Consider the following 12,109-nt stretch of genomic DNA (forward strand, 5'->3'; position numbering starts at 1 on the left):
GATACTTTTTAAGACCATATTTTTATAGACCGTCACCTATAGTTTATTTCCCTCGTCTTTAATGATAGTAAAAAATATGTCATTCGCCAACCTTATCATACAAAAAGAAATGACCCTGACAAATAGGATCATTCCATTTTATCATATGCCTCAATAATACGTTGCACTAATGGGTGTCTCACAACGTCTGTTTGTTCCAGTGTTATGAACGAAAGACCTGATACACCAGATAAAATATTAGCAGCAATAGAAAGACCTGATTTTACCCCTTTTGGCAAATCTACCTGTGAGGGATCTCCCGTAATAACCATTTTAGAACTAAAACCTAATCGTGTTAAAAACATTTTTATTTGAGCACCAGTTGTATTCTGTGCCTCATCTAATATAACAAATGAATCATCAAGAGTACGTCCTCTCATATAAGCAAGAGGTGCAATTTCAATTACACCACGTTCCATCATACGCTGTGTGTATTCTTGCCCAAGAATATCGTGCAACGCATCATACAACGGACGTAAATACGGATCTACTTTTTCTTTCAAATCACCTGGTAAAAAGCCTAAACTCTCTCCAGCCTCTACAGCAGGTCTTGTTAAAATAATTTTCTTCACATACCCTTGCTTTAAAGCTCTCACAGCCATTACTACAGCTAAATATGTCTTCCCTGTCCCAGCAGGTCCTATCCCAAATACAACATCATTCTTTTTCATTGCATGAATATATCTTCTTTGTCCCATCGTTTTCACACGAATGGATTTACCTTTTGCTGTTTTAAAAATTTCCTCTTCATATAACTCTTCGAATTGAGCAATTTTCCCTTGTTTCCCAAGCTGAATTGCATACGCAACATCTCTTTCCGAAATTGATACACCTTTACGGATAACAACAAGTAGCTGTTGTAAGATTTTTTCTACGAGCACTACAGCTTCATCTGCCCCAGATACACGAACAGACTCTCCTCTAGTTATAATCGATACACTAAGTTCTCGTTCAATTACTTTTAAATGAGCATCATTTACCCCAAATAGAGCGATTGCCTCGTTGGGATTTTCCAATTGTTGGTTCATTTCTACTAATTGTTCTGCCATCACTCAGTCTCCTTGAATATCGGATTCAGATATTGGTTGCGGCTCTGCAATATTTTCAATCACTGTGTAATGTAACGTGACCTTTAAGTGATCCGCCTCAATCTCTTTACTCAAAATCTTATCACTTACAATCATAGCATGTTCATCCAATTTTTTCTTCAGTTCTTTTTCTGCCATCTCTTTCGCTACTTTCATTGCTTGTTTTTCGGTATATTCTCGGTTCGCTTCTTCCTCTTCTCGTACAATATCTTTTTCATATGCAACTGGTAATGTGAATCCAAATAATTTCACATCATGTTTTACACTTTCAGTACGAGAGCGTTTATACTCATCCTGTTGAAATCCCCATATTTTTATTTTAGCACTCCCAAATTTAAGAAAATATTCATTGTATGAATTACCAGTATACACTTGAAATTGCGTCTTTAACGGAACATCCACCTCAGATTTGTACCACGTTTCTCCATATACAATCCCTTTAGCCGAAACAATTGTCGGATCCTCCTCATTACCATACATCCCCGAGACGAGAAGTTGCCCCTTTTCTACATGGTCATTTTTCATAACAACAGGCTTCCCAACTTCCACAAATGTTTTTGTAATAATCCCTTCTTTTTTTGCTACTAAGTTTTGTGGCTGTTGTTCACTTTCTTTTTTCGGTTCATTTTTTTCAACAATCTTAAAATGATATGTTGTCCCTCTTATTTCTAACCCCGCCCAAGTAATCGCATTAATATTGTCCGTTAAATGCCGCTGAACATCTTCTACACTAGGCATTTGAAACTGTAATTTCCCTTTTTTAATACCCATTTTGTCCAATTCTTTCATCAATATATATTCCGTTTCAGGTTTTGCTCCTGTAATTTCAATTTTCCAAACCATATTTGATAATGCAATCATTCCGAAAAAAAATATTAAAAACCCAATTAAAAATCCACTATTCTTAATTAAACGCTTATTCCAAAATGGAAAACCGTAACGTCCAATAAAATATAATTTACATTCATTCTTTCTATAAATTGGTTTTATCTTTTTCACATCTCGTAATAACATGCAAAAAACTAACGTTTCATCCGCTATCTTCTTTACATCCCAAACTAATAATTTCCTACGTACACATTCGTTAACGAAGCGTTCCGCTCCTCTACCTTCAATTCGCACTTTTACATACCCAAGCCATTTTATAAACCATTTATTTTTCATCGACTACCTTCACTACCTTTCTAAAAGTAGATACAACACTTTTCACTTTAAGCATCAAATAGCTCGTACTAATCGAAGCTTTAATCGGTGAGGTTTTTCTCCTCACTAATCGGGCATATGCATAAGATGAAAGTTTAATAAGTGGAGGTTTTGTCCATACCCACTGATTATTAACGCACACCCATCGAGCTTTCACGCGCAGTGAATGCGGGATAAAGTGAATATTAAGGTCAGATCACTAAAATAAAGAAGAAAAACTTCACAAACGGAAGTTTCCCTCACTCCTCTTTCTTTTCATTTTCTAAAAACATCACTTGTTCGATAATCCCTTCAAGCAAAAGTTCTTCCGGGAGGATTGTTTTAATAACAAAGGATTGCCCCTTAATTAATAGTTGACCTTGTTTTAATAACAACCTTACTTCTTTATCTGAAAATACTAATAAGCCTCGATGATTTTCTATATAGATATGCACTTGCCCAACAAGCGTAATCCGAGGTAGATCCATTAGCACATCCACTGGCAGGTCTATTTGCTTCGTCAACCAATTCTTCATTTGTTCTAATTTTTTCATCTCAAAAGACCCCCTCTCATCCCATATGTATGAAAAAAGAGCTTGTAATATCACGTCCAAACTGAAAAAAGCATAAAAAAACGTCTCATACGAAATGAGACGCTTTTTTATGCTAATAGCTGGATAACCAGCTTATTCACAAGTGATCCGTCTGTTTTACCTTTTACTTTCGGCATAACAGCAGTCATCACCTTACCCATATCTGCTTTAGATGTAGCACCAACTTCAGAAATAACTTGCTTAATTATATCCGCTAGTTCTTCTTCTGTTAATTGCTCCGGCAAATATGCGCTTAAAATCTGAATTTCACTTTGCAGTTTATCAACAAGGTCTTCACGACCAGCTTTTTTAAATTCAAGGAGGGAGTCCTTATACTGTTTTACTTCACGAGCTAAAACTGTTAATTCCTCTTCTTCAGTAAGAGTATGTTGCAGTTTAATACCTTCATTTTGTAAAGCAGCCTTAACCATACGAATAACGGTTAATTTTTCTTTTTGTTTATTCTTCATCGCTTGTTTCATATCATCGTTTAAACGACCGAGAAGACTCATCACTTACACCCTCTCTTAGAACTTACGCTTTCTTGCCGCTTCAGATTTCTTCTTACGTTTTACACTTGGCTTTTCATAAAACTCGCGCTTTCTTGCTTCAGCAAGTGTACCAGTTTTAGAAACCGATCTTTTAAAACGGCGAAGTGCATCCTCCAAAGACTCGTTTTTACGAACGACTGTTTTTGACATTCTCTTTCCCTCCCTCCGAAACATCACACTTACATACTAACTTCAGCATGCAAAAAGAAACACTTCTTCAGCATGTCTTTTACGATTATAATACATTTTATCACTTCAGGTCAACTATTTGGCAGAATAAAAGAAGAATAGATGCTCTTCCTTTTCCAAAAATCTATGTAAACAGCCGTTATCGCTCCCAACTAAAAAAAAATATATTTTTATCACGAAAACTTCCCCATACAAAATTTGCTAAATAACCACTTATTTAACGGGTACTCCATTTCAATACTTAACTTCTCCACGAAAGAAAAAAGCATGCAAACCATTTTCGGTTGCATGCTTTTTATTATGCGCTTGCCGATTCTTTTTTTACATCATCTTCAAGAACACGAACAAACTGCGCTTCGTTATATGGATAACCAGCTTTCGTAATTTTCACTTTCACCAGCTTACCAATTAAGTCTTCTGATCCTTCAAATACAATTTTTAAGTAGTTATCTGTATAACCTACATATAACCCTTCACGGTCGCCCTCTTTAAATTGCTCTTCTGGAATGATTTCAAGTACTTCGCCTTCAAACTGAGACGCATACTCTTTCGCTAATTGGTTAGATAGTTCAATTAGACGGTGAACACGATCGTTCTTCACATCTTCAGGAACTTGATCTTCCATACGCGCTGCAGGTGTTCCTGTACGTTTTGAATAAGGGAACACGTGTAGCTCAGAGAAGCGATTCTCTTTAATGAAATTGTATGTTTCCATGAATTCTTCTTCTGTTTCACCTGGGAATCCAACAATTACGTCTGATGTAATCGCAAGGCCTGGTAACGCCTCTTTCAAACGATCTAAACGCTCTTGGAAGAATTCCATCGTATACTTACGGCGCATACGTTTTAACACAGTATTAGATCCTGATTGCAACGGAATGTGCAAGTGGCGTACAACTACTTCTGACTTATCTAATACTTCAATTACTTCATCCGAAATTTGACTCGCTTCAATAGAAGAAATACGAAGACGTTTTAATCCGCCTACTTCCGCCTCCATATCACGAAGTAATCCAGCTAAGTTATAATCTTTAATATCTTCACCGTATCCACCTGTATGAATACCTGTTAATACGATTTCTTTATAACCTGCATCTACTAATTGCTGCGCTTGTTTAATAACTTCTTTCCCATCACGAGAACGCATTAAACCACGCGCCCAAGGAATTATACAGAATGTACAGAAGTTATTGCAACCCTCTTGTATTTTTAAAGATGCACGTGTACGATCCGTGAAATACGGCACATCAAGTTCTTCGTATACACGTGTTTTCATAATGTTGCGGACAGCATTAATCGGTTGGCGCTCTTTACGGAATTCTTCGATGTATCCTAACATCTTCTCACGATCCTGCGTACCAACAACAATATCTACACCTGGAATTGCCATGATTTCTGCTGGAGATGTTTGTGCATAACATCCAGTTACACATATTACTGCATCTGGATTTTGACGTACAGCACGTCTAATGACTTGACGGCTTTTCTTATCTCCAGTATTTGTTACTGTACATGTGTTAATAACATATACATCGGATTTCTTTTCATATTCAGTTCTTTCATAACCACCTTGTTTAAACAATTGCCAAATCGCTTCTGTTTCATAGTGGTTCACTTTACAACCTAACGTGTGGAACGCAACAGTTGCCATTGATTATCACCCCATCAATTCAAAATGATAAGAAGCGGCACTTAACGCATAAAGCGGAGCCGTTTCTGTTCTTAAAATTCTCGGTCCTAAACTACATGGTACAAATTTATGTTCACGAAGCGCAGTAATCTCTTCCTCCGCTAAACCGCCTTCTGGCCCAAATACAATCAGTAGCTTCTGACCTGGTTTAATCGTCGCCAAAGCTTTTGCAAAATTAGATTTCTCACCTTGCTTTGCTTCCTCTTCATACGCAACAAGACATACATCATACTCGTTACTCATTGCAAGCAATTGCTTAAACGATGCGGGAGCATGTACTTCTGGAATTTCGCTTCTATGCGATTGTTCCGCAGCTTCTTTCACAATTTTTTTTAAACGCTCAACTTTTTTATCAGCTTTTTTCGCATCCCATTTTACAATAGATCGAGATGCTTGAAATGGTAAAAATGCAGCTGCCCCAAGCTCAGTTCCCTTTTGAAAAATTAACTCAAGCTTGTCTCCTTTCGGCAGTCCACTCGCAATCGTCACGAACACAGGAAGTTCACTCGACGCCTCTACCCATTCTACAATAGCGGTATCTACAAATTCACTGGTAATTTCAGCAATCGAACATTCTGCTGTTTTACCATTTACACAACAATAAATGTGGTCACCAGCTGACATACGCATCACTCTTCCGATATGATGTACATCATCACCTACGATACGAATCTTTGTTTCACTTACATGTTTTTCTTCTACAAAATAACGTTGCATATAATCACCTTAGTAGAGTTTCGTTCCTTTCGTAAGTCAACACTTACGAAAAGAACGAAACGTTATCATTTTTCATATAACAAACGGCAAGTCCCTCACCTTATAGTGAGAGACTCCCCTTTTCATTATAAACTAAAATCTATATTACGCATTTCGTGCAATAATTGCTACCCAATCTTCCATTCGTAACACTTCTTCAATTGTAAATCCAGCTTTTTCTAGCGCCTCAGAAATCACTTTTTCCTTCGCTGCAATAATACCAGATGTAATAAATAATCCGCCTGACTTCACAACTCTTGCTGCATCTTCAGGGAATAGAAGAATAATTTCTGCTAATAAATTCGCTACGATTAAATCAACAGGACCTTCAATACCTTCTAATAGACTATTTTGTCCAACAGACACAACGTCATCTGTTTTATTTAAACGCACATTCATTTCTGCGCTTTCCACTGCAACTGGATCTAAATCATATGCTTGAACAGAAGATGCACCTAATTTTGCCGCTGCAATACTAAGCACACCAGAACCTGTTCCAACATCAATGACAGTATCACCTGGTTGAACTGTTTTTTCTAAAGCACGAATACACATCGTTGTTGTTGGATGAGTTCCTGTTCCAAACGCCATACCTGGATCTAATTCAATAATTTTTTCTTCTGGAGAAGATGGTGTATATTCTTCCCACGTCGGTACGATTGTGAATGTATCAGAAATTTGTACTGGATGGTAATATTTTTTCCAAGCAGTAGCCCAATCTTCTTCATTGACTTCGTTAATGGTAATATCTCCAGTACCAATTTCGATGTCGTAAGATGGAAGCACATCAATAGATGATTTTACACCTGCAATTGTTTCCTGTAAAGAATCCGTTTGCGGGAAATATGCTTTTATTAATACACCCTCTGCCGGGTATTCATCTGGATTCAATGCATAAATTTCACCATATTGTTGCTCGCGCTCTTTCGTCAATTCCGCTGGATCCTCAATCGCAACTCCACTAGCACCAGCTTCATGTAAAATATGAGAGACAGCTTCTACTGCTTCTACTGTTGTATGAATACTAATTTCTGACCATTTCACAATTTACCAACTCCATTTTTTATTTCCATTATTCCCCTTTGAAAGCACGTTTAAGCTTTCCAAACAAACTATCATCTTGCTCTTCTTGCCCTGCAAATTCACGCAATAAATCTTTTTGGTGTGAAGTTAATTTCGTCGGCACAACAACACGAACGACTACATATTGATCTCCTTGACCATATCCACGTACGTTCGGAGCACCTTTTCCTTTTAAGCGGAATTCTGTTCCTGTTTGTGTTCCTGCTGGAATTTTCAGCTTCACTTTGCCATGAACAGTAGGAACTTCTACTTCCGCACCAAGTGCCATTTGCGCAAATGTTAATGGCATTTCGCAAATAATGTGATCTCCTTCACGCTCAAAGAATTCATGGTTTCTTACATGAACAACAACATATAAATCTCCTGCCGGCCCACCATTTACGCCTGCTTCACCTTTTCCAGATACACGAATTTGTTGACCATTATCGATACCCGCTGGAATTTTAACATTAATTTTTTTACGTTTACGAACTTTACCAGAACCGTGACACGTCGTACATTTCTCTTTAATCATTTGACCAGTTCCTGAACAATGACCACAAGCTTGACGGTTAACAATACGACCAAACGGTGTATTTTGTTCTACACTTACTTGACCTGATCCTGAACAGTGTTTGCATGTTTCTTTTGAAGTTCCTGGCTTTGCCCCGCTACCTTTACAAGTATCACATGGGTCTTCCACTGGAATCTCAACGTTTAATTCTTTACCAAAAATAGCTTCTTCAAACTCTAAAGTAACTTGATATTGTAAATCAGCACCCTGACGCGGAGCATTTGGATCACGACGTCTGCCGCCACCACCGCCAAAGAATGAACTAAAGATATCTTCGAAACCGAAGCCACCGCCGAAGTCTCCTCCACCGAAACCTTGATTCGGACCAGCGTGACCAAATTGATCATACTGTGCGCGTTTTTGATCGTCACTTAATACTTCGTATGCTTCTTGTACTTCTTTAAACTTTTCAATTGCATTTTCTTCTTTACTTACGTCTGGATGGTACTTTTTAGCCAAACGACGATAGGCTTTTTTTATTTCATCTTTAGAAGCGCCCTTGCTAAGTCCAAGGACCTCGTAATAGTCTCGTTTACTCATAAATTTGCAACCCCCGAATCTTTCACATAAACGTAATTTTAACACCGAAAGAAAGTGCTTTGCAACAAAGTTTCCTCACTTACAGTATGCAAAGTAAAAAACTTAAGAACCTCACACTTTTCTTCTCATTCATGAAAAAAGCCAAAGCCAAGGCACGCTTGACTTTGACTTTTTGTCATCTTACTTATTTATATTACTTATCTTCTTTTACTTCTTCAAACTCAGCGTCTACTACATTGTCTTTCTTCGCGCCAGCGTCTTGTGCTCCTTGTGCACCTTCTGCTTGCCCTGCAGCTGCTTGAGCTTGCTCGTATAATTTAACAGTTAATTGTTGTACGATTTCTTGTAAAGCGTCTTTTTTCGCACGGATTTCCTCAAGCTCGTTCTTCTCGATCGCAGCTTGTAATGCTTCCTTCGCTTCTGTTGCTTTTGCAACTTCAGCCGCATCCACTTTACCTTCTAAATCTTTTACAACTTTATCCGTTTGGAATACAAGTTGGTCAGCTTCGTTGCGAAGTTCCACTTCTTCCTTACGTTTTTGGTCAGCGTCAGCATTTGCTTCTGCTTCTTGTACCATACGATCTACTTCGTCATCAGAAAGACCTGAAGAAGATTGGATTGTAATAGTTTGCTCTTTGCTTGTTCCTAAGTCTTTTGCACGTACGTTAACGATACCGTTCGCATCAATATCGAATGTTACTTCGATTTGTGGAATACCACGTGGTGCTGGCGGAAGGTCTGTTAATTGGAAACGACCTAATGTTTTGTTGTCAGCTGACATTGGACGCTCACCTTGTAGTACGTGAATGTCTACTGCTGGTTGGTTATCAGCAGCTGTTGAGAATACTTGTGACTTACTTGTTGGAATTGTAGTGTTACGCTCGATTAGTTTCGTGAACACACCACCCATAGTTTCGATACCTAAAGAAAGTGGAGTTACGTCTAATAATAGAACGCCTTCTACATCACCAGTTAGTACGCCACCTTGAACTGCAGCACCTAATGCTACAACTTCATCTGGGTTTACACCTTTATATGGCTCTTTACCAGTTTCACGTTTAATTGCTTCTTGTACAGCTGGGATACGTGTAGAACCACCAACAAGGATAACTTTATCTAATTCGCTTGGAGCAAAACCAGCGTCTTTTAATGCACGACGAGTTGGCTCTAACGTTCTTTCAACAAGACCTGCTGAAAGCTCTTCGAATTTCGCTCTTGTTAATGTTAATTCTAAATGTAATGGACCAGCAGCTCCAGCACTAATGAATGGTAATGAAATTTGTGTTTGTGTTACACCTGAAAGGTCTTTCTTAGCTTTTTCAGCTGCATCTTTCAGACGTTGAAGTGCCATTTTATCTTGGCTTAAATCAATGTTATTTTCTTTTTTGAATTCAGCTACTAAATGATCGATAACAACTTGGTCAAAGTCGTCTCCACCAAGACGGTTGTCACCAGCAGTTGAAATAACTTCGAATGTTCCGTCTGCTAACTCAAGGATAGATACATCAAATGTACCGCCACCTAAGTCATATACTAGAATTTTTTGTTCTTCATCTTGTTTTTCTAAACCGTAAGCAAGTGCTGCTGCTGTTGGTTCGTTAATGATACGCTCAACTTCTAAACCAGCGATACGACCAGCATCTTTTGTTGCTTGGCGTTCTGCATCGTTGAAGTATGCAGGTACTGTAATAACAGCTTTCGTTACTGTTTCACCTAAGTACGCTTCAGCAGAAGCTTTTAAGTTTTGTAAAATGATTGCAGAAATTTCTTGAGGTGTATAATCTTTACCTTCAACTTCTACTTTGTAGTCTGTACCCATATGACGTTTAACAGACATGATTGTATTTGGGTTTGTAATTGCTTGACGTTTCGCAACTTCCCCAACTTGACGCTCTTCATTTTTGAAAGCTACAACAGAAGGTGTTGTACGGTTTCCTTCTGGATTTGGGATAACCTTTGGTTCTCCACCTTCCATAACAGCTACACAAGAGTTCGTTGTACCTAAGTCAATACCGATAATTTTACTCATGGCGATTCCTCCTACTTTTATGTAAATTATTGATTTACTTTTACCATTGATGGGCGAATCACACGGTCTTTTAGTTTATAACCTTTTTGGAATTCCTCCACAACCGCGTTTGATTCAAATTCACTGTCTTCCACTTGCATAATAGCTTGGTGCTCATTAGGATCAAACTGTTTACCAACAGATTCAATCACTTCAACACCTTCTTTAGTCAACGCTTCTAGTAATTGACGATGCACCATTTCCATACCTTGTAACAAGGATTTCGTTTGCTCATCAATTGTTTCCACTTGCATCGCTCTTTCAAAATTATCAAGAGCTGGCAAAATATCTGAAACTAAACTTTGAGCTCTATATTTTTCAGCAGCCTGTTTATCCATTTGGACACGGCGCTTATGATTTTCAAAATCAGCTTGTAGACGTAATGTGCGACCTTCCGTTTCCGTTAGTTTCGCTTGTAACTCGTCTACTTTTTCTTGTAAAAGAGCAGCCTCACTTTTTTCTTCTACAGTTTCTTCACTGTTTTCTGGCGTGACAGCTTCTTCAACTTGCGCTTCTTTTACTTCTTCTACCACTTGTTCGTTACGCTCTTCCACAATTTTCACCTCCTTAAAAGGTATTAGGTATCATGTATAACATGATTACCTAAGCATTATATATTACACACAGCAATGAAAATTTCATCACTTGAGCGAATGTATTACTCTCATTTACTTTTTAAGTCCGTCTGTAAATTGTCTTGTAAATAACTGCAACAAACTAATTACACGAGAGTATTGCATTCTCGTCGGACCTAAAATCGCAATTGTTCCTAGTTGCTCTTCTCCAATCGAATATGTTGCAGAAATTAAACTACAATCTTCCATAGCTATTGAAGAATTTTCCCTACCAATTTTCACTTGAATACCAACTTGTTTATGACGCAAAATATCATAAAACTCAGCTTCGTTATCAATCATCGTCAGCAAGGACCTTACTTTTTGAATGTCATGGAACTCTGGTTGCGAAAGCATATTTGCTTTTCCTCCAAAGTATATCTTTTCCGATAAAGGAACTTGAAATGTACCATCTAACATTTTTATTGCACTATCGTAATTATGAACATACCCACGCAATACTGTAACAATCTCTTTAAAGATCTTATTATGAAGTTCCAACATAGGTACACCCGATAGCTTTTCATTTAAAATATTAACCATTTTTTCTAAATCTGATAAATCAACAGATTCCGGAACGGTAATCGTTTTACTTTGTACATGCCCTGTATCCGTTACAATAATAGCGACTGCTGTTTGACGATCAAGCGGTACAATTTGCACGTTTTTAAGTTTATTTGTGCTTAACTTAGGCCCAAGAACAATAGCCGTATAGTTCGTAAGCTCTGATAAAATTTGAGCAGATTGCTGTGCAACTTTTTCTGCTTCAAAAATTCTTTCAGCAAACAAATCTTTAATTTGTACAATCTCATCGTTCGGTAAGTTTTGTGGTGCTAAAAGATGGTCTACATAAAATCGGTATCCTTTCTCAGAAGGAACACGTCCAGAAGAACTATGCGTTTTTTCAATAAAACCTAATTCTTCTAAATCAGCCATTTCATTTCGAATAGTAGCTGAACTAAATGTAATTTCCTCTTTTTTAGCCAACGTTCTAGACCCAACGGGCTGCGCTGATCCAATAAAGTCATCAATAATTGTTTGTAAAATTAAGAGCTGACGTTCCGTAAGCATCTCATCATCACCTCTGTTAGCACTCTTTGTCTTTGAGTGCTAAATCTATTAATAACTTACCAAAATTGACATTCAATTGTCAACGGAAACGT

12 protein-coding genes are annotated in these 12,109 nt (G+C 37.7%); all 12 read right to left on the bottom strand.

Translation table 11 applies throughout. From position 1 onward, the window contains the following. Window positions 1–128: 128 nt before the first annotated feature. The 12 genes from BAU23_RS16505 to hrcA all read right to left on the bottom strand — a co-directional run bounded on the left by BAU23_RS16505 (window position 129) and on the right by hrcA (window position 12,017). Window positions 129–1,088: a PhoH family protein gene (locus tag BAU23_RS16505; protein WP_000840505.1), complete on the bottom strand. Its 960-nt coding sequence runs from the start codon at window positions 1,086–1,088 to the stop codon at window positions 129–131. Window positions 1,089–1,091: 3 nt separating this feature from the next. After that, on the bottom strand, window positions 1,092–2,291 hold the full coding sequence (gene yqfD, locus BAU23_RS16510; protein ID WP_000792482.1) for a sporulation protein YqfD: 1,200 nt from the start codon (window positions 2,289–2,291) through the stop codon (window positions 1,092–1,094). A gap of 278 nt (window positions 2,292–2,569) precedes the next feature. Then, on the bottom strand, window positions 2,570–2,863 hold the full coding sequence (yqfC, locus tag BAU23_RS16515) for a sporulation protein YqfC (protein WP_000732268.1): 294 nt from the start codon (window positions 2,861–2,863) through the stop codon (window positions 2,570–2,572). Between the two features lie 107 nt (window positions 2,864–2,970). Further along, complete coding sequence (locus tag BAU23_RS16520; RefSeq protein ID WP_000054578.1) at window positions 2,971–3,414, bottom strand: GatB/YqeY domain-containing protein; 444 nt, start codon at window positions 3,412–3,414, stop codon at window positions 2,971–2,973. Between the two features lie 15 nt (window positions 3,415–3,429). Further along, the gene (gene rpsU / locus BAU23_RS16525) at window positions 3,430–3,603 is read right to left on the bottom strand and encodes a 30S ribosomal protein S21 (protein WP_000048061.1); all 174 of its coding nucleotides are present in this window, start codon (window positions 3,601–3,603) and stop codon (window positions 3,430–3,432) included. A gap of 337 nt (window positions 3,604–3,940) precedes the next feature. Then, window positions 3,941–5,293 (bottom strand): tRNA (N(6)-L-threonylcarbamoyladenosine(37)-C(2))-methylthiotransferase MtaB, encoded by a 1,353-nt coding sequence (gene mtaB / locus BAU23_RS16535; RefSeq protein ID WP_000246646.1) that lies wholly within the window; start codon window positions 5,291–5,293, stop codon window positions 3,941–3,943. Window positions 5,294–5,299: 6 nt separating this feature from the next. After that, on the bottom strand, window positions 5,300–6,049 hold the full coding sequence (locus BAU23_RS16540; RefSeq protein WP_001190146.1) for a 16S rRNA (uracil(1498)-N(3))-methyltransferase: 750 nt from the start codon (window positions 6,047–6,049) through the stop codon (window positions 5,300–5,302). A gap of 144 nt (window positions 6,050–6,193) precedes the next feature. After that, window positions 6,194–7,132 (bottom strand): 50S ribosomal protein L11 methyltransferase, encoded by a 939-nt coding sequence (prmA, locus tag BAU23_RS16545; protein WP_000872116.1) that lies wholly within the window; start codon window positions 7,130–7,132, stop codon window positions 6,194–6,196. A gap of 28 nt (window positions 7,133–7,160) precedes the next feature. Then, window positions 7,161–8,264, bottom strand: coding sequence for a chaperone protein DnaJ (gene dnaJ, locus BAU23_RS16550; protein ID WP_000043943.1), 1,104 nt, complete (start codon window positions 8,262–8,264; stop codon window positions 7,161–7,163). Window positions 8,265–8,457: 193 nt separating this feature from the next. After that, window positions 8,458–10,293 (bottom strand): chaperone protein DnaK, encoded by a 1,836-nt coding sequence (gene dnaK, locus BAU23_RS16555; RefSeq protein ID WP_000034705.1) that lies wholly within the window; start codon window positions 10,291–10,293, stop codon window positions 8,458–8,460. A gap of 26 nt (window positions 10,294–10,319) precedes the next feature. Then, window positions 10,320–10,886 (bottom strand): nucleotide exchange factor GrpE, encoded by a 567-nt coding sequence (gene grpE / locus BAU23_RS16560; protein ID WP_071734833.1) that lies wholly within the window; start codon window positions 10,884–10,886, stop codon window positions 10,320–10,322. 114 nt (window positions 10,887–11,000) lie between these two features. Continuing rightward, window positions 11,001–12,017 carry a heat-inducible transcriptional repressor HrcA gene (gene hrcA, locus BAU23_RS16565; RefSeq protein WP_000954960.1) on the bottom strand — a complete coding sequence of 339 codons (1,017 nt, stop codon included), beginning with the start codon at window positions 12,015–12,017 and terminating at the stop codon, window positions 11,001–11,003. Window positions 12,018–12,109 lie beyond the last annotated feature (92 nt).

This window comes from Bacillus nitratireducens (assembly GCF_001884135.1).
GTDB classification, from domain to species: domain Bacteria; phylum Bacillota; class Bacilli; order Bacillales; family Bacillaceae_G; genus Bacillus_A; species Bacillus_A nitratireducens.

Bases quoted from the DNA above. Each gene is read 5' to 3' on its own strand.
- BAU23_RS16505 (WP_000840505.1), bottom strand. From the start codon at position 1,088: ATGGCAGAACAATTAGTAGAAATGAACCAACAATTGGAAAATCCCAAC.
- yqfD (WP_000792482.1), bottom strand. From the start codon at position 2,291: ATGAAAAATAAATGGTTTATAAAATGGCTTGGGTATGTAAAAGTGCGA.
- yqfC (WP_000732268.1), bottom strand. From the start codon at position 2,863: ATGAAAAAATTAGAACAAATGAAGAATTGGTTGACGAAGCAAATAGAC.
- BAU23_RS16520 (WP_000054578.1), bottom strand. From the start codon at position 3,414: ATGAGTCTTCTCGGTCGTTTAAACGATGATATGAAACAAGCGATGAAG.
- rpsU (WP_000048061.1), bottom strand. From the start codon at position 3,603: ATGTCAAAAACAGTCGTTCGTAAAAACGAGTCTTTGGAGGATGCACTT.
- mtaB (WP_000246646.1), bottom strand. From the start codon at position 5,293: ATGGCAACTGTTGCGTTCCACACGTTAGGTTGTAAAGTGAACCACTAT.
- BAU23_RS16540 (WP_001190146.1), bottom strand. From the start codon at position 6,049: ATGCAACGTTATTTTGTAGAAGAAAAACATGTAAGTGAAACAAAGATT.
- dnaJ (WP_000043943.1), bottom strand. From the start codon at position 8,264: ATGAGTAAACGAGACTATTACGAGGTCCTTGGACTTAGCAAGGGCGCT.
- dnaK (WP_000034705.1), bottom strand. From the start codon at position 10,293: ATGAGTAAAATTATCGGTATTGACTTAGGTACAACGAACTCTTGTGTA.
- hrcA (WP_000954960.1), bottom strand. From the start codon at position 12,017: ATGCTTACGGAACGTCAGCTCTTAATTTTACAAACAATTATTGATGAC.